General features: G+C 44.3%; 20 protein-coding genes. 7 read left to right on the forward strand and 13 right to left on the reverse strand.

Translation table 11 applies throughout. From position 1 onward, the window contains the following. Positions 1 to 47 precede the first annotated feature (47 nt). Positions 48 to 608 carry a Uma2 family endonuclease gene (locus ACE1CD_RS26225; protein WP_374793009.1) on the reverse strand — a complete coding sequence of 187 codons (561 nt, stop codon included), beginning with the start codon at positions 606 to 608 and terminating at the stop codon, positions 48 to 50. A 226-nt stretch (positions 609 to 834) separates the two neighbouring features. On the opposite strand from ACE1CD_RS26225, the gene ACE1CD_RS26230 reads away from it, so the two are divergent. Further along, entirely contained in the window at positions 835 to 1401 is a 567-nt protein-coding gene (locus ACE1CD_RS26230) for a zinc ribbon domain-containing protein (protein WP_374826729.1), read from the forward strand. On the opposite strand, the gene ACE1CD_RS26235 is transcribed toward ACE1CD_RS26230, so the two are convergent. From ACE1CD_RS26235 to ACE1CD_RS26255, 5 genes are all read right to left on the reverse strand, one after another. Next, positions 1388 to 2056, reverse strand: coding sequence for an SOS response-associated peptidase (locus tag ACE1CD_RS26235; protein WP_374826730.1), 669 nt, complete (start codon positions 2054 to 2056; stop codon positions 1388 to 1390). The genes ACE1CD_RS26230 and ACE1CD_RS26235 overlap by 14 nt on opposite strands. Positions 2057 to 2097: 41 nt before the next feature. Then, positions 2098 to 2643, reverse strand: a complete 546-nt coding sequence (locus tag ACE1CD_RS26240; RefSeq protein ID WP_374826731.1) for a pentapeptide repeat-containing protein — start codon at positions 2641 to 2643, stop codon at positions 2098 to 2100. A gap of 53 nt (positions 2644 to 2696) precedes the next feature. Then, entirely contained in the window at positions 2697 to 2924 is a 228-nt protein-coding gene (locus ACE1CD_RS26245; protein WP_374793016.1) for a DUF167 domain-containing protein, read from the reverse strand. Continuing rightward, positions 2908 to 3336: a DUF2809 domain-containing protein gene (locus tag ACE1CD_RS26250; protein ID WP_374826732.1), complete on the reverse strand. Its 429-nt coding sequence runs from the start codon at positions 3334 to 3336 to the stop codon at positions 2908 to 2910. Before ACE1CD_RS26250 ends, ACE1CD_RS26245 begins: the two co-directional genes overlap by 17 nt. Positions 3337 to 3615: 279 nt before the next feature. Then, positions 3616 to 4134: a DUF2231 domain-containing protein gene (locus ACE1CD_RS26255; RefSeq protein WP_374793020.1), complete on the reverse strand. Its 519-nt coding sequence runs from the start codon at positions 4132 to 4134 to the stop codon at positions 3616 to 3618. Between the two features lie 484 nt (positions 4135 to 4618). On the opposite strand from ACE1CD_RS26255, the gene ACE1CD_RS26260 reads away from it, so the two are divergent. Together ACE1CD_RS26260 and ACE1CD_RS26265 are read left to right on the forward strand one after the other, a co-directional pair. Next, entirely contained in the window at positions 4619 to 5650 is a 1032-nt protein-coding gene (locus tag ACE1CD_RS26260; RefSeq protein ID WP_374793022.1) for a hemerythrin domain-containing protein, read from the forward strand. Between the two features lie 436 nt (positions 5651 to 6086). Further along, positions 6087 to 6545 (forward strand): hemerythrin domain-containing protein, encoded by a 459-nt coding sequence (locus tag ACE1CD_RS26265; protein ID WP_374793024.1) that lies wholly within the window; start codon positions 6087 to 6089, stop codon positions 6543 to 6545. Here ACE1CD_RS26265 and ACE1CD_RS26270 read toward each other — a convergent pair. Beyond that, positions 6525 to 6737 carry a hypothetical protein gene (locus tag ACE1CD_RS26270; RefSeq protein ID WP_374793026.1) on the reverse strand — a complete coding sequence of 71 codons (213 nt, stop codon included), beginning with the start codon at positions 6735 to 6737 and terminating at the stop codon, positions 6525 to 6527. The genes ACE1CD_RS26265 and ACE1CD_RS26270 overlap by 21 nt on opposite strands. 550 nt (positions 6738 to 7287) lie before the next feature. On the opposite strand from ACE1CD_RS26270, the gene ACE1CD_RS26275 reads away from it, so the two are divergent. From ACE1CD_RS26275 to ACE1CD_RS26285, 3 genes are read left to right on the forward strand one after another with little or no spacing between them, the layout of a single operon-like run. After that, positions 7288 to 8508, forward strand: coding sequence for a hypothetical protein (locus tag ACE1CD_RS26275; protein WP_374826733.1), 1221 nt, complete (start codon positions 7288 to 7290; stop codon positions 8506 to 8508). 18 nt (positions 8509 to 8526) lie between these two features. Further along, the gene (locus tag ACE1CD_RS26280) at positions 8527 to 8940 is read left to right on the forward strand and encodes a hypothetical protein (RefSeq protein WP_374793029.1); all 414 of its coding nucleotides are present in this window, start codon (positions 8527 to 8529) and stop codon (positions 8938 to 8940) included. 60 nt (positions 8941 to 9000) lie between these two features. Further along, on the forward strand, positions 9001 to 9672 hold the full coding sequence (locus ACE1CD_RS26285) for a hypothetical protein (RefSeq protein WP_374793031.1): 672 nt from the start codon (positions 9001 to 9003) through the stop codon (positions 9670 to 9672). Positions 9673 to 9730: 58 nt separating this feature from the next. On the opposite strand, the gene ACE1CD_RS26290 is transcribed toward ACE1CD_RS26285, so the two are convergent. After that, a complete protein-coding gene (locus ACE1CD_RS26290) occupies positions 9731 to 10330 on the reverse strand; it encodes a DJ-1/PfpI family protein (RefSeq protein ID WP_374793033.1) in 600 nt (199 codons plus the stop codon). Positions 10331 to 10705: 375 nt separating this feature from the next. Here ACE1CD_RS26290 and ACE1CD_RS26295 point away from each other — a divergent pair, with 375 nt between their 5' ends. After that, on the forward strand, positions 10706 to 13462 hold the full coding sequence (locus ACE1CD_RS26295; protein ID WP_374826734.1) for a PAS domain S-box protein: 2757 nt from the start codon (positions 10706 to 10708) through the stop codon (positions 13460 to 13462). A 109-nt stretch (positions 13463 to 13571) separates the two neighbouring features. Here the strand turns inward: ACE1CD_RS26295 and ACE1CD_RS26300 are convergent, their stop codons facing one another. From ACE1CD_RS26300 to ACE1CD_RS26320, 5 genes are all read right to left on the reverse strand, one after another. Then, complete coding sequence (locus ACE1CD_RS26300; protein WP_374826735.1) at positions 13572 to 14645, reverse strand: N-acetylmuramoyl-L-alanine amidase; 1074 nt, start codon at positions 14643 to 14645, stop codon at positions 13572 to 13574. A gap of 187 nt (positions 14646 to 14832) precedes the next feature. Then, positions 14833 to 15048, reverse strand: coding sequence for a hypothetical protein (locus tag ACE1CD_RS26305; RefSeq protein WP_374793040.1), 216 nt, complete (start codon positions 15046 to 15048; stop codon positions 14833 to 14835). Between the two features lie 256 nt (positions 15049 to 15304). Continuing rightward, a complete protein-coding gene (locus ACE1CD_RS26310; protein WP_374793042.1) occupies positions 15305 to 16324 on the reverse strand; it encodes a DNA-methyltransferase in 1020 nt (339 codons plus the stop codon). A gap of 232 nt (positions 16325 to 16556) precedes the next feature. Further along, entirely contained in the window at positions 16557 to 16838 is a 282-nt protein-coding gene (locus tag ACE1CD_RS26315; RefSeq protein WP_374826736.1) for a hypothetical protein, read from the reverse strand. Further along, positions 16835 to 17743 carry a TIGR02587 family membrane protein gene (locus ACE1CD_RS26320; RefSeq protein WP_374793045.1) on the reverse strand — a complete coding sequence of 303 codons (909 nt, stop codon included), beginning with the start codon at positions 17741 to 17743 and terminating at the stop codon, positions 16835 to 16837. The genes ACE1CD_RS26315 and ACE1CD_RS26320 overlap by 4 nt, the downstream gene beginning before the upstream one ends. Positions 17744 to 17877 lie beyond the last annotated feature (134 nt).

Raw genomic sequence — 17877 nt, forward strand, 5'->3', positions numbered from 1 at the left:
TAGCTTCAGGGATATATTCACCTTCTGTTTGCCAAGTTTCAAACCCGTTATCCCAGGATTTCATCAACTGTAAAATTAACATCGGAAAAAGCTTCTATAAAAATAGATTGTCCGCGCTGAAATATCTGCACGCTTTGATAACCATTCGCTGAAGGTTGTCGATAAACTTCGATACATTCTGCCGGAATATTGACTAGCCAAACTTCGACAATACCGCTAGCTGCGTAAAGGGGTATTTTTACTTCGCGATCGGATTCAACTGTGGTATCTGCCACTTCTATAATTAATAGTATATCCTGCGGATGCGGATGCCCGGATTCGTAAAAATCTGCTCTCGGTTGCAGCAATGTTATGTCAGGCTGAGGTTCGGAGAGGTCGTCTAATTCTACTGGATCTTGGGCACCAACTATAGCCAGTTCACCTAGCGATTGAGAAAAAAGTCTAATTAATCGCTTGACACAAGCAGCATGAAATCTTCCAATCGGTGACATCTGAATAATTTCTCCTTTGATAAGTTCCACGCGATCGTCTTCTTTGAGAATACCAGCATCAACCATTAGATGATATTCTTTGACGGTGAATAGTCGTTTTAGTAATTGCTGTGGCATAACTAAACCTCTGTTTTTATCCTATTATACTGCCTATATATTTTTACTTAGTTAAAATTGATAGTTATGCTTAGGTACGTAGTTGCGCTTTAGCGCTATAGGGCTGAAGCCCAACTACGTACAAATTCAGGGCTGAAGCCCAACTACTTACAATGCCAAAAAATTAATACCAGAGCTAGCAAAAAAGTTATACAATGATAATTAATTAATATTTCTCTTCAAAATCATGGTAGTTTACTTAGCTAACTTGAGTAGCGGTCAACAAGTTTACATCGAAAATCACGGTACGCAAACAGCTATTACCCTCATTAGCAGTAGTCCGGGACAGCAGCAAAGCCAAAGCACTAGCTTTTCAACGGGTACTTGGACGAAGCCGCCAGTTTTATTCCGCAACCCCGCCGGTTTTATTCTGCAAATTGAGGCGACGGAAGGTTCCCGTTTTGTGCGTTTGCAAGTGAATGGTATCAGTACTATCAATGAAATTCCCTCTCTCAAAAATGCGGAGGTTGTACCGCTTCAGGAAGTAGAAAAAAGTCCTCAGTCGTCGATGCCGCCGATGCAACCGATGAAGCCAATGGAACCGATGAAACCTATGGAACCAATGCGAATGGGTGACATGGAAATGCGAATGTCACCCAATATGGAAATGCGAATGGGAAATATGCAGTTGCGGATGGGTTCTATAGGGGAAGAAAAATTCTCAACTCGGCGTTTTTGTTCGCAATGCGGTAATGCGGTGAGTGAAAGCGATCGCTTTTGCACTCACTGCGGTCATCGCCTCACGCCTGCTTGATACAATCGGGACTATCAGTTCTGGCGTTATTCACTTTTGTGCTAACCGGATATACGGTCATATCCTCTGACTGATAAGGTTGCAAAAGCGATTCTAGTGTTTCGCGTTTTTGCACTTCCGGATCTAGCCATGTTTCGTAGTCTTTGGGGTCGAGGATGACAGGCATTCGATCGTGTATCGGACGCATGAGGTCATTTGCCTCTGTCGTCAGGATCGTACAAGATGCGATCGCATCACCTTCCCCTTTTTCCCAGCGTTCCCACAATCCAGCGAACGCAAAAGGTTTGCCATCTTCCAAGCGGAAATAAAAGGGTTGCTTTTTTCCGTCTTGTTCTTGCCATTCGTAAAACCCATCTGCCAAAACCAGACAGCGCCGATGCTTAAAAGCAGAACGAAAAGCTGGCTTCTCGGCCACAGTTTCTGCCCGCGCATTAATCAGCTTAGCACCCATTTTAATATCTTTAGCCCAGGATGGAATTAAACCCCAACGCAACATTTTCAATTCCGTTTCTTTATCCTCAGAATTTACCAGAAGTGTCGGTACTGATTGCGTTGGTGCAATGTTATATCGTGGCGATAAGTTCGGAACAGAGGATAGGTGGAATAGCTGGGCTACTATCTCATCTGGCTGAGTAAAGCTAAATCTTCCGCACATATCTTTAGGGAAAGTTTGTCTATTTATTTTAACAAATTTCTCTACTTATTGCCACATTTATTACCTTTATTACCTATTTTTTCTAAAGGTGCATTTACTCGTTCGATCGGATATTCTCTTTCTTCAATTCCCATCGCGCCTTCCAGACTGGCACCTTTCAGATTAGCCCCTTCCAAGTTAGCACCCGTTAAATTAGCGCCTCTTAAATCCGCGTTTTCCAAGTTGGCATTTTTGAGGTTAGCATTCTCCAAATTCGCACCGCTGAGGTTAGCACCTCTTAAATTTGAGGGTACTAATTCGGGGCCATTTCCACACCTAAACTGAACTAATTCCCCGCTCAAATTAGCATTGCTCAAATCGACGTTACTGAGATTAGCATCTTCCAGGTTTGCACCTGTTAAGCTAGCACCTCTCAGGTTAGCATTTTGTAAATTGCAACTTGGGCAATATTTAGATTGCAACAACTGTGTTACTGTTGCGTTACTATTACTGTAGTTGACTTGGCTCTTAGCTTGTTGTGAATCAATCCCAGTAGATAGAATGGTTAAAGTTATTAAAGATATAAATAATTTAAAAGATTTCATCATAGTGGAGTGGTGTGTAATTATTAATTAACTTGAGATGGTGGGCAGTGCCCACCCTACTGTTCTGTATCTATTTCGACTAGCTTGGTTTTTGAGGATAAACCTGACTTGATGGTGATTTTGGATTTGGGTACATCAAACTTTTCTGCCAGGAGTTTAATCAATTCTTCATTAGCTTTGCCATCTACGGGCGGCGATTTCAAATGTACCGATAAACTTCCATCTGCCGCTTCTTCAATTTTTTGCTGTTTTGAATTAGGTTTTACTTTAATTTGTTTCTTCATTTAGTATCTTTTTTGCTACGTGCAATCTCCAAAGTTGTCGCAACCATAACCAACCGATCGAGCAGCCGATCGCATAATGGGGAAAATCCCACCAGACAAAGGTTGTTCCCAGCAGCCATTTCCCCCAAAGCTGGGCGCGGATGGCTTGTAAAAACGGCGGATGCCAAAGTTGTAGAATTTCGAGTATACAAGTAACTATGAATACCCATATTGGTATTTTAACCACCCCTTGGCGGTTTGGGATGAGTAAAAATACGAATAAACACCAGAAGATTTCATAAAGAACGCCGCCGCCATAGTCATTGAACCACCAATCGCCTGGGCCTTTGTAGTATTTAGATAAAAAGCCCAGCGGCGTGACGATGATGAGTGAGAGGATTGTTAGCTGGCGAAGAGTTGCTTTTTGAAGCATTTAGCTAAAAACGAAAACCTGTCCGATCTCAATTATCGCTCAGACAGGTATAGCTAGGGGCATAGTCAAAAGTCTTTTTTTTGTAGGTTGGGTTGAGTGAAGCGAAACCCAACTAAAGCGTTGGGTTTTCGTACCTCAACCCAACCTACGAATTTTTTTCTCCTCTGCTGCTAGAGCGGTTTCACAGCAAAAGTTGGGTTTCGTACCTCAACCCAACCTACGAATTTTTTTCTCTTCTGCTGTAGATGGGGAGCGGAGATTTTATCGGGAAAACAGTAATTATCTGCGTGCGTCGCCGTAGCCAATTACAGCAACTTTATGGCGATAGACTAATTCCGCACCGTACCAACCGGAAAAACCGAGAAGGGTAGCTACGAATATGGAAATAATCAGTCCTGTAGGTAAAATTGCGCCTGCGTAGTTACCCCAACGCAGAATGAGGTTGACAGTTGTCAGGACAATAGCTGCAACGTTGAGTAGCATATGCGCCCAACCTGCGCTGCGCTTGCGGACTCGCTCAATTTTTAGGAAATCCATTAAGCCTGTGATTGCTGCTAGGATGCCAATACCTAAACCAGCGACGATTAGCCAAAAAGAACCCCGCGCCCAGAAGAGATCCTTTGTCCACCAATATACTAAGTCAGTTGCCGCTACTCCCACTAGAAAAGCTATTGGTAAGGTAACGATAAGTGGGTGTAGGGGATGACCTGCGATCGCTACTGTACTTGTTACCCCGCTATCGCGATAATCCGTCTCATCGCTTTCAATTAACGGGGGGAGATTTGGAGTTTGTGTCATGTCGGTTTCTCTCGTTTTTTAATGTTGCTAATGTAGATAATTTCTCAGGAGATTTTCTTTATCTCGGCTTAATTAACTTGTTCGGACTGGGTAATTTTATTTCGGACGAATTGCATCAACACCACCCCAGTTCAGACTGTTATGGCCTCACTCCTTTATCTCCTTTTTCCCTTTCATTGAGTCAATTTAGTCTATAGGGATCGATAGTGTATCTGTCTGGCGATGGAGAAAATACATGATGTTTATCTATCTATAAGTAGAGACTTAAACTAAAGGTACTCTCTGGCTGAAATATAGCACTTTACGAACTTGCTTAAATAGTGCGATTTGAACTAAATTATCACTAAATGTTTATATGGATTAAGACTTATGGTAGTTGAATGATAATGTCAGTCAAAAGAGAGATGGCTTACATTCAATATTGTGTGATTCTCGTATAAGATTCCGATCGAACAATCACACGATAAAAAGAGGAGAACAAACGATGGTATCGACTCTTGACGACACCAAGCGTACAGCTATTGCAGTTAAATTAGCAGACATAAAAGCGCTGCAAAACTTGCTGATTAGTAACGAGCAATTGCTGCTAAACCAATGTGGGGATCAAGAAATTTGCGATCGCCTGCGAGATATGCTCAATGATGACCAGAAAAACCTCGGCGTTTTGGACACTGTAATTGTTCAGTACGGTGTCAAGGGAGAGCCGAAAGAAACCACCCAGGAAATGATCGACAAGACTCAGAAATTGATGCAAGGTTCTGAGTTAACTTTGTATGAAAAGTTCGCCCATCACGAACTGCTCAAGCACGGTCAAGTGATGAAAGGTTTGCTGGTTCACAAAGCCGCCCAAGTTGTTGGTGCTGATGTGGAAGCTGCTATCACTCCTTTGAACACGATCAACTTTGAGAACCGCGCTCATCAAGAGCAACTCAAAGGTATTCTGGAAATTCTGGGTACTCGCGAACTGACCGGTAAAGATCCGGATCAAGGCATTTGGGCTCGCGTTCAAGATGCGATCGCTGCGTTCACAGGCGTTGCGGGTAGCGTTGTCACTCGCACCAAGAGCGATATGAATATTCAAGAGCTAATCAGAATGGATCACACCAAGGTGAATACTCTGTTCGCTCAAGTTCAATCCACCGACGATCCTCAAAAGCTCCAAGAATATTTCGGCCAAATCTACAAGGATTTGAGCGCTCACTCGGAAGCTGAAGAGCAAATTGTTTACCCAGCAGTACGTTCTTACTACGAAAAGACAGACGATCTGTATAAAGAACAAGCTGAAATGAAGCAGCTGCTGGAACGAATTAAGTCTATCAGCCCCTCTTCATCGAACTTTAAAGACGAAGTTAAACAGCTGATGAATGCTGTGATGCACCACGTCCAGCAAGAAGAGAGCGAAATGTTCCGGAAAATCAACGACAATTTCAGCGAACAGCAACAGGAACAAATGGCTACTGAGTTCAAAACAGCCAAGAGCAAGATTCAAGATAAAATGGCTGCTTCCATGAAGTAGTAGTCTGTTGAAACTCTATTAAATCTAGGAATGCTAAAAAGTCAGCTTCCTGGATTTAATAAACCAAAGATTGTTAGTTTTGGCAATGGTTGTGGTAGTCTGTCTAGGAGGGCTTAAAACGTAACCTCCTAGATTTTTTAATATGATAAAATGGCTCTTCCGTTATTGTGGCGATCGTCAAAACTTATTTAATGGTAGGGTGGGTTAAGCACGGGCGATAATTTCAGTATTTTAACCCAATAATTTAGTTTCCGTGCCGTCACCCACCATCCCACTCAATTCTAACAGTAACGAACATTTTTCCCATCAACGCGAAACAGCCACAAATATTTAGTAGAAACTAGCGTTTACGCTCAGTCGATGGACGGATGAATTGACTAATTTTTATATGCGATGCTCAAAAGAGTTACACTTACTTTTTCAGTAGGCAATCAAAATGGACGCTGTTGAATTAATCAAAGCAGATCATCGCCAAGTCGAAAAACTTTTCTCAAAAATTGAGAAAACGGAAGACCCCGATAAACTCTACGAATACTTCAACGAACTTTACGCAGAGTTAAACGTACACGCCCAAGCGGAAGAGTTAACCTTGTATCCGGCAATGCGCGACCATCAGGAAATTGAAGACTTGGTTGAAGAAGCAGAAGAAGAACACGATGAAGCTAAGATATTGCTGGAGGAAATTAAATCGCTCAGTCCCTCTTCTCCTGAATTCAAGAAAAAGATTAGACAATTAAAACAAGCAGTTCTGCATCATGTAGAGGAAGAAGAAAGCGAAGTATTGCCGCAAGTCAGCGAGTACATGAGCGAAGCAGAATTGAACCAAGTTGCTAAGGAGTTTCAAGATACTAAAAGCAGGTTACAGGATGATATTTCAGAAGCTGCCAGCCGTTGAATTTCCGTAGTTTTGTAGGGTGGGCAATGCCCACCCTACTTTATCCCAACTGTTTAACCGTTGTGGAGTCAGCGCCAAAAACTCCACATCGTCTGCTTTATTAACATTTTTTGGCACCCTTCGCACTTTGTCGGCGCGACAATGGGCTACAGCGATATAATTCCCATCCGGTGCATTATTTAACCTTCTCAACCTATAAAACAGAGTAACAATCGCTCATTTTTAGTTTATCGACCTGTGGGTTGATCAACTAAAAAGTAAATGCTCAACCTCCAGATGTACAACTTTTGAAAAGTTGTTTTTGATGGGAATTACTCATAAACAACTGATTTACTACATCACCCCAGAGGCTGAATTTATAGTGAGGTTGGGAAATTAGCATAAGGGTTATTAACATTTTTTGGGGCTACTGACTTTCTCGATCGCCCGACGCCCTAATTTACTTGTAAATATACGACACCGCAACTTTATATCCGAAAGGAACTAAATCTCTGTTGGAATCGTCCGTTGATTCCGGATTCCCTTAATTTTTTCTATTGACAGTTGCTTTACGAGCTGTCGCAAGAGATACTAAGATAGTTAGCAATAGAGCGAGATAGCTTGGCAGCAATTGGGCATATCGCTCAATAATACACAAAGGATCGGGGTAGCTGACCTTGACATTCTCAAGGCGCTAAACCTTGGGAATATAGGGTGGCATTACCGGGATTGCTGTTGGTGTGAGTTTTGTGAGACTACTTATATGCGTTTATCCACTCTTGCTGTATGTACGTTAGCTGCTCTGGCAGCTGGGGCTTTGAGTGCAGAAGCCAATCCCAGTCAGAGTACGCACGCTCCTCCATCTGGTGCTTATGCCGCACCGGAAACTGTCACAGCGCCATCTCTGGCGCAGCTAGTTGCCCAAATTGAAAACGGGAGCAACTCTCAGATAGAGGTGACAAAGCAACTCGAAGCAGAATTAAGTTCGATCGCACAACCTACAAATAACATCATCGCTCAGTCATCTGCCGCAAGCGCTAAGCAGTCCGAACCAATGGAATTGCTTGTGACAGAAAATCCAGGCGCTCAAGCCCTTCGAGCCAATAACTTCGTTTCCCAGTCATCCATAAATGTGGATGTCAACCAACTGCTGAGCGATCGGCAAAGCCAAAATCAAACCAATTATTGCAGTTCGCAAACAACACAGAACTCTACAGCCGAAAACTCTACAACCCAAGTGGCTCAAGGGTCGAGGAACTGCCCTCGACCGCGACGAATTGCGCCGCTCTCGGTACCGGAAGTAGAAGATGAATTTGAATCTTCCCCAGGCTTGAGTATCTACATTCCCGTTGGCTTTGGTGCGGATCGAAACACCTTCTTTCTCGGCGGCACTTATCAAAACACCACGAGATCCGATAACGATGATAATAACGGCAATGTTGGTGTTGGTATCGGTTTAGGCGATGCCGATCGATTGGTCGGGGTGGAAATATCCTATGCCTTTGAAAATTTCAACGATGAAGATGATTTTGGCGAAGGTGGCTTTAACTTAAAAGTGCATCGTCGGTTGAGTCAAAGTCTATCGGTAGCAGCTGGCTATAACGGCTTGATCAATATCGGTAGCAATGACTTTGAACATTCTCGCTACGGCGTAATTACGAAAATCTTTCGGACGCGAGAATCTGTTCGCGATCCTTTCAGTCGCCTTGCAGTTACGGTGGGAGTAGGCGACGGACAGTTTCGATCGAACGGCGCGATCGATGCTGGCGATAACGACCCCAACTTTTTTGGTAACGTAGCCTTCCGGCTTATCCGACCGATCAGCTTTATCACGGAATGGACAGGAACAGACCTAGCAATGGGCTTTTCGATCGCACCTTTTAAAGGCATACCTTGGGTAATTACTCCCGCCGTGCGCGACCTCGCCGGTAGAGGTGATGACCCGCGATTTGTGGTAGGCTCTGGAATTTCATTTCACTTTTAAGTAGGAGGTGCTTTGATTATGCGGACAATTAAATCTTTTGTTTGGGTCGTCGGTCTGTCTCTGATTGCCGGGTCTCTAACAGCTACTCCTGCTAAGGCAGATCACGTTCCGGACATCACCGGAACGAATTACTGGAACAACACCTCACCCCAATTCGGTCGTCGCGGCGTTCGCTTAGATCCCGATTTAGTCGATCGAGTCAGAAGGTTCAACGATGAAGCCGAACAAGCCTATAACGGTTGTTTGGCAGCAGTAGAAGCCGCACCGCCAAATCCCGGTGGCCCCCGACAGTATTTGCGAACCCCCCAAAATGTTGCAGGCGAATACCCGGCTGCGTGTCAGCGGCTCAATGCGTTGCGAAATGAACGAGATAACTTGCAGGGTCGATTGGAGGGAGTAGGACAGGCGAGTCCATCTCGGAAAATTTGGTAGATCTCTGCTTAAGCTTGCAGCTTCTAGGTTTCAAGGTGAGTGAGGAGGAGTAAGAAAACTATGATGCAAAAAAAGGGTAAAAGCGATCGCGCCGCTGGGGTACAGTTGCTGATGGGAGCGATCGCCGCCGGACTGATCGGCATTTTCTCAATGCCGGTGAAAGCTCAGAGCATCCCATCGCAAGGTGTCCAATTTAACGAAGATACCCTGATCGAATTTGAATTCAGAGAATCCCACGGCTACTACAAGTCTACTTTTGGCGTCATCAATTTAAGAACTCGCCAAATGACAGACCTGATCGCTGAAGTCAAACCTTTTGATGACTTCAGCGATACCTCGGATCTGAACAATCCCTCAAGACGCACAGATGACACCGGCACGCCAAGGGACTTTTTGGGAACGCCCGGTAACTCGGTACCAGATCCCATCAGGCGGTTTACGTTTCAGGCAAATACCCCTTACGCTTTCTACCTGAAGGTTTTTCGACCCAACAACACGCTTGTCACCACATTGTACTCGACCAGATTCGAGCAACTGGGCAGCACAGATGCAGATTCCGCCCAGTCTGAAGGTGGTCTATCCGATGGGAAGGTGGGCGATCGCACAGGTGTCCGCGTCAGCTGGGACGATACCGGACTACCCAAACCGGGAAGAGACAGGGACTACGATGACTTTATTGTCGAAGCTGGCGGTTTTCTCGTACCCCCCGCCCCCTGTCCCAGAGTAGAGTAACAGGCTGACCTCAACCCAGAAACCCGGTTTCTTGAAGAAACCGGGTTTCTTTTCGAGCCTAAACCACTACCATATCTTTATGCTCAATCTTGGTTCCCAAAACTTTGAGGAATTCCGCTAACCAACGGGGATGGGCGGGCCAAGCCGGTGCCGTTACCAAATTGCCGTCAACCATCGCTTCATCAACGGGAATATTAACGTACAGTCCACCAGCAAGAGTAACATCTGGGCCGCAAGCTGGGTAAGCAGTGCAACTCTTGCCTTGCAAAACTCCAGCTGCTGCCAAAAGCTGCAATCCGTGACAGATGGCGGCGATCGGCTTATTCGCTTGGGCAAAGTGGCGAGTTATTTCCAGTACTTTTTCATTTAAGCGGATATATTCCGGCGCACGTCCCCCAGGAACAACCAAAGCATCGTAGTTTTCTGCTGCCACTTCATCGAAGCTGGCATTTAAAGTAAAGTTGTGACCTGGTTTCTCGCTATAAGTTTGGTCGCCCTCAAAATCATGCACGGATGTTCGTACCTTTTGTCCAGCTTTTTTGTCGGGACACACGGCATGAACGGTATGTCCGACCATTTGTAGCGCCTGGAACGGCACCATCACTTCATAATCCTCTACGTAGTCGCCGACAAGCATCAAAATCTTTTTGGCAGCCATATTTTATTGCCTTCTTTATTTCACTTGGCTATTTAAATAATAGCCAAGTCAGTGTTGTTATCTGAATTGACAAAATTTTTAATTTTATCAAGACTTGAGAAGCTGGGTTTCTTGCCAAAAATTGAGGCTTGCGAGCAGAGGTTTTTCAACATAACTTTTTTGGCCGATTTTTCCTGTGAGCGCAGATGCTTTGTTTGCGCCTATAAGTATTGTTTATTAATTATTTAAAATAGCCGTTGCTTTGGAGAGATTACCGCTTATTTATTTTATCTATATGGAAGTAATTCTGTCTATCGGTAGAGCCGAAATATAAAACTTTTCTTTAGATTAGAGGACATCTTTAAACCTATTAATAAAAAATTAGGCAATGACTAGATGAAAAACACAAAACTAGCTACGCGCAAAACATCTCAAAGGTTATTGAGTAGCCAGACAGTCGAGATGACATTGCAGTTATACGAACGGGCGATCGCTGCCACCAGCACAAGCATCGTAATTGCCGATGCGCTTTTACCGGATTTTCCTATTATTTACTGCAATGCAGCTTTTGTGCAACTTACAGGTTATTCGCTGGGCGAAATTTTGGGGCAAAGCTGCCTTTTTTTACAAGGCAGGGACACTGACCTATCTGGGTTGGCGCAAATCCAACAGGCGCTGCAAGCCAAGCGGGAATGCCGGGTAGTATTGAAGAACTATCGCAAAGACGGCGGTGCTTTTTGGAATGAATTGACTATTTCGCCAGTGCGAGATGTGAGCGATCGCATCACTCACTTTATTTGCGTGCAAGTAGATGTAACTGAGCAACAAAAAGATAAAAAGAGAATGCAAGCGCAATCTGCGGCAATGAATGCTTCAGCAGATGGAATGGCTATTTTCGATTCTACAGGGGAATTTATCTACATAAATGAAGCTTACGCTCAAATGAATGGATATGACACTACAGAAGATCTGATCGGGAAAAGTTGGAAAATTCTTTACGATCGAGCAGAACTAAGAATATTTGAGCAGTATATTCTGCCTGCGCTGAAAAAAAGTGGGCGATGGCGAGGTGAAGCGGTTGGTTTGCGACAAGATGGCAGCAAGTATCGGCAAGAATTATCCTTGAGCGAGATCGAAGCAGGTATGGGAATAGTTTGCGTAGTGCGGGACATCAGCGATCGCAAGCAAGCAGAAGTGGCGCTGCAACAAGTAAACGAATCGCTCGAACGCCGAATCGCTGTGGACAGAGCTCAATTGAGACAAGTCATTGACAAACTGCACAGGGAAACTTTAGAACGGCAGCAGGCACAAGCAATTTTACACGAAAGCGAAGCACTGCTGCGGCCTGTTGTGAGAAATTTACCGATAATTTTATTTGCGACCGATAAAGACGGTTCGATCGCTCTTTTAGAAGGAAAAGGATTAGAGCCTTTGAATCTAAAACCTGGGGAATTAATTGGGCGATCGATCCTCAACCTATACCTTCAAGAACCCGATATTCTCAGCAGAATTAACCACGTTATTGCAGGCGGTGAAACTGCCTGGGTTTCTGAAATTGGAAACTTGATATATGAAAGTCGAGCTACACCCCTAAAAAACCAAAGTGGTGAAATCTTAGGCTGCATCGGTATGGCAATGGATATCACCTATCACGTAAAACTTGAAGAAGCTTTGCGGCAGCAAGCGGATCGGGAACTGCTGCTAGGAGCGATCGCTCAGCGCATTCGCAAGTCTTTAAATCTCGAAGAAGTCCTCAATACCACAGTGCAAGAAGTGCGGCAATTTCTGCAAACAGACAGAGTGGTACTTTACCGCTTTGAGTCAGACTGGAGTGGTGTAGTGGTGGTGGAATCTGTGGGCGAAAATTGCGAACCAATTCTGGGAATTCCGATCGAAGATCCGTGCTTTAAAGAAAAGTACGTTCGGCAATACCAACAAGGTCGCATTCGGGCGATCGCAGATATCCATACCAGCGATATTGCCCAGTGTCATATCGATTTGCTAGCTCGGTTTGAGGTGCAAGCTAACCTGGTAGTTCCCATTTTGCAAGGAGAAAACTTGTGGGGATTGCTGATCGCTCATCATTGTAGTGGCCCAAGGGAATGGCAGGAAACAGAAGTTACTTTGCTAGCACAATTGAGCGTGCAAATAGCGATTTCCATTCAGCAATCCGAATTATATCAAAAGCTACAAACAGAACTTGTCGAGCGGCTGCAAGCTGAAGCTGCCTTGCGGCAAAGAGAAGAATTACTTTGCCAAAAAGCCTGCGAACTCGAACAAACCCTCAATGAGTTGCAAAAAACGCAATTCCAACTCATTCAGAGCGAGAAAATGTCTAGTTTGGGGCAATTAGTCGCCGGTGTAGCTCACGAAATTAATAATCCAGTCAACTTTATTTACGGTAATATTGAGCCGGCCAGAAATTACATTCAAGACTTGCTAGATATCATAGATCTCTACGAGCAGCACTGTCGGCAACCAAGCGCTGAAATTGAAGAAAAAGCCGAAGAAATTGACCTAGAATTCATCAAGCAGGATTTACCGAAACTATTGGAGTCAATGCAGGTGGGCTCAGTCCGAATTCGCGAGATAGTACGCAGCCTGCGCTACTTTTCCCGCACGGACGAAGCCGAGGTGAAAGCAGTGAATATTCACGAAGGCATTGACAGTACAATCATGATTTTGCAAAATCGTTTAAAACCGAATGCCAATTATTCCGGCATCTCGATCGTCCAAGAATATGGCAACCTGCCTAATGTGGTATGCTACCCCGGACAAATTAATCAGGTGTTTATGAATATTCTCAGCAATGCGATCGATGCTTTGCAAGAGAGTAGTAGGCATTCGGTTGCAGATAGTCAGGAAAATTCTCACCCAACACCGACAATTCGCATTCGCACTGAAGTTTTAGACAACAACCGCATTGCGATCCGCATTGCTGACAATGGCCCAGGTATGCCAGAAGAGGTTCGTCAGCGCTTGTTCGATCCCTTTTTTACAACCAAACCAGTCGGTAAAGGTACCGGTCTTGGTTTGTCTATAAGTTACCAGATTGTAGTTGAAAGACACGGCGGTGAATTGCACTGTTTTAGCCAGCTTGGTAAAGGTACTGAGTTTGCGATCGAAATCCCTCTCCATCAAACTAGGCGCTAGGCGCTAGGGGGTAGGGGTTAAAAAAAGTCAAAATTTTCCCTCTTCCCTCTCCCTCTGCCTTTCCCTCTTCTTCCCTAGTCCCTAACCCCTCATCCCTAGCCCCTGATCACTAACTCCGCCATTTTTGGGCAAACTGTTCCAAAACCGCTTTAGAAATTTGCCCTTCCAGCCACTCCAAAGCTTCGTTTTGATAGGACAACCCATCATAATATTTGCAAACATTAATCATAGTTAAAGGTTGTGCTGGTTGCGGCGAAGTTCGATCGCGCCATTTTCTGGCAAACTCATCCATGATTGGTTTGGGAATTTGCCCTTGCAGCCATTCCAAAGCACGATCTTGCGCTGGCAAACTTTGATAATACTTGCAAACATCGACCATACTGATAATTTCCGATGATAGCGGTTGTGGTGGCGCTGAAGTAATCAGTGCTTTCCAAGTTTTTGCCTCCACAACTCCATCCGCAGTCAAACCTTTAGATTTTTGAAACCCGATTACAGAAGTTTGCGTGTTAGTACCAAAAACGCCGTCAATAGAGCCAGGATTAAAGCCCCAAGCTTTGAGATATTTCTGCAAATCTTTGACTTTTGAACCCTTCGAGCCTTTCTTTAAAGGGATGCTGGGGGGAGCTAAAGTTTGCCGAACAACTCTTCGCAAACGGGGCAATTGACTGTATAACCAGTCGCCAGGGCAGTCAGTCGCTTTAAAGTCTCGATGTCCTTTAATATTGTCCGGATCGATATTGTAAGCTGAGCAAAGAGCAGCACATAATTCTACCAGACTGTTCCACTGAGCTGTTCCCATCCGGTGAGTCATGAAGTTACCTTCATTTTCAATTCCCGGTGACTCGTTTGCCGCCTTATTTCCAGCGTGAGCAGAACGAACGCAATGTCCTTTGGGAATTGCTGCTAAAGTACCCTGTCTTCCCTCTAGTACAAATCCGCCGATCGTATTCAAAAAGTTGTGTCCGGAATCGTTCCAGCCATTCGTATCCATGTGAGCGCGTTGGATATTTCTGGCTAGCTGTTTGCCTCCCTCCAATGTTCCTTTAGATAAAGCATTAGGAGGATTCGGGCTATCCGTATGGTGAATTATTATGAGTTTAGGTATGGTTTCTGCCGGTAACTCTTTCGGGGGTACGGCTCCCCAGTTAGCAGCGGAAATAACACTTGCAGTGAAAGGCATTTGAATTTCCTCTAAAATTTATACTCCAGTCAGTCACTCTAAAATTTGTTTTAGAGCTGCTTTTATATATTTGATTCAGGTGTCGATTTATTTCCTCCGGATCGCTTTTTAGGTAAATTATCTAAGTTCATGAATTTTGGCGAATGTGTGGAAATACTTACATTAAGAAGGATTGCCTACTTTTAAATTAAAGATAGCCGATGTTATCGTTATATTTTCGGTCTCTTTCGCTCCCGATCATACCAGGAGATTTGGATATAGGATCTGGAAGCTCTGGCGAGCGATCCCTATGAGGCAGAATTTGCAAGCATTGCATTCCCAGATGGCACTTGCCTACCAGGAAACAAAATAAATGAGAATAAAGTCCTGCACTAAAAGCAAAAGCAGCTGATTGAAATTGCATTATTACTGATTATTAATAAAAGCCCCAACTCCAAAAAAGCTATGTTAACATAACAGCATCGTCAGAGTAGGCAATTGTTGCCAACCGAATCTTTCTGTATTTGTTCGTGTAAAATTAGCGAATTTAAATCTCAGTAAAAATACGGTGATGATGTTCGTATTTACAGGCTATCAAATTTTAGAGCAAATTTACGAAAGGAACTATATAAACCGATTACCGCCCATCACGGCTATTTCATCTCTGGGAATCGTTAGAGTTATTCCAAAAAGTGCGCTTGATTAAAATTATCGACAGGTGGTGCGACAAGAAGAGGAGCGTTTGGCTCAAATCTGATTTGGGAAGCCTCAATATAGCTTCGATCAATTTCAAAAGATAACCATCGTCTCTGCATAGTTTCTGCTACCCGACCCGTCATATTTGAACCTGCAAAAGGATCTAACACTAAATCACCCGGTTCTGTACACAAATTGATGATAAATTCCGGTAATGCTTGCGGAAATCTGGCCGGATGTGGTTTCAATCCTTGTTCTTTACATCTTTTTTGATAGTAATCCTTTGATGATGTGTTTGAGGCTGAAATAACGTTCACAGGTTGTACTATAGGCTCTCCTATTTCTGTGGTTTCTTCTGCTTCTCTGGCATCTATAATATTAGGTGGAATTGCCCCACCTCTATCATTACTAAACTTGTTAGAAATGTTATGTCCGGATGGTCTTAGCTTGGCAGTGTAACCATTTTTGAGAAGGTTCTGCATGGATTGGCTATAAGGCTTTAAAACTCTTCTGTTATTCGCTTTTGGGTGAGGGTCTTTAGCTAGCCACCAGATTGTATTGACGGCATCTTTAACTCTTTCTCTTCTGATAGTTACCCATTCGGCAGGTGATGGGAGTTTGGCTGGATTATACCAGTAAAGTTCCTGTGCTAAATGAAAGCCAAGACCGCCTTTTTCGGGAGGTTTGCAAAGTTTAATAACTAACTCGAAATGATATAGAGATCGCACTGGATAACCTTTCACCCAGCTACCGCCAATGTCGATCGCCAGCGACCCTTTCGGCTGAAGCACCCGGTAAAATTGTTTGGCAAATGGCTCAAACCATTCAATATATTCTTCTGCATCCACATTGCCATACTCTTTCTTTCGGACTAAAGCAAAAGGTGGCGATGTGCAAATTAAGTCGATACTTTCATCGGGAACTTGTTGCAGCAACTCTAAGCTGTCTCCCAGATACGCAGCACCAAGTTTAGTTTCGTAATATGGTTGTTGATTCAATCTCATAAATATTACGGTTTTTCATATCCCAATGCGCGTGCTTTTACTTTGGCGGTGCGGGGGTCAGTTTCAAAAGTTACCCAACCTTCCCTCTTAGCCCGACGAGGCAAAAATGCAATTTCAAATTGGGCAGTTTCTTTTTCTTTGCTAGTGCTTTCTAGGGTAACTCAGATCTTGCACCATTCTCAACAAGACCTGAGAAACCGGGTTTCTTCACGAAAAATATAGGTTTTCAAGTTTAGCTATTTGCAAGAAACCCGGTTTCTATGCCAGGTGCAAGATCTAAGGTAACTTCAATTTGAACGCCTTCGGCTGTGCGATCGCCCTGATTTGTAACCGAAACGGGAACGATGAAGTGTTCCATAATTGGCTGCGGTTCTCCAAGCTGAACTTGAATCGCGGGCGGCATTTTACTCAGAGTTGCCGCATCGTAAATCAGGTAGCCCAGCGTACTGACAACCATGAGCAAAGCCATCCCAAAAACAACCCATTCCAGCCAATTTTTTTCTCTTATTTTCATTGCAGTAACAGCCTTCCCGCAGAAGCTCCCAAGGTTGCTGGTAGTGCTAACACAACTGTTTGCGCCACCCAAGTAATCGGTGTAACTCCATCAAAACGCCCAAAAAACCAGAGCAGGGACGCTGAAGCAATTAGTGCAACAGCATAGGTAATAACGGTGCCGGAAACGGTAGTAAATAGACTCTCGCTGCGAGTAAACTCTTTCGCACCGATGAAGTTGCTATAAAAAAGGATAAGCGTACCGAGAAGCATAGAAACTAACGCTAATCCTATCAATCTTTCTGATGAGATTTGCGTGGCGATCGTGATAATTTCTTCTGTCGGCGCTACGTTGGCAGCAAATAAAACCGCCCCGCATAAAGAAATGATTACTTGGCCCCAAAAATCAACTTCGTCTCGACCGGGACTGGGCAAGCCAGATTGCTGTTCGTCGCCTTTCATCCCCGTATCCCTGTTTTCTGGATCTGCCCCACCAAGCTGAGCTGTACCCACGGAAACGCCGATCGCAACCGTCATCGCTTCCACGACGATTTTACCGACAATTTCATCGGCAGTCATATCGAATGTGATGCGCCCCAACAACCAGAGGAAGGCAGCTGCAACCAATATTCCCAGTCCTAATTCTTCTACAGAATCGATTACCACCTCTAAACGACTGGCAGAACGGCGCAATCCAGCGTAGCGATTGTAACCCAGTAACAAGGTGAAAGTGGCCAGGAAGTAAAGAAAAATCCGCAGGGGATGTTCGGTAAAACCAGCCCACCAAACTTCCATCGTATAAATTAGCGGCAAGCTGAACATAATACCGCCGACAACGCCTCGGAAGTATTCTTGCAGGGATTCTGCAAGCGATCGCGCCTTTCCCAAATCGGTAGGGCGACTGTTGTTGCTAGTTTTGGAACTCATAGCCGTTAAAATCCCCAGCCATTGAATGCAGGGTAGCAATGGGTGATTGCATATCTATCGTTTTGTTACATAAGCTACAAAATTTTTTTGCCACCTATGCTCAGTGTACTATCTGGGCGATCGTTGCGGGGGAG

Source organism: Aerosakkonema sp. BLCC-F183, from assembly GCF_041929145.1.
Lineage (GTDB): Bacteria > Cyanobacteriota > Cyanobacteriia > Cyanobacteriales > Aerosakkonemataceae > Aerosakkonema.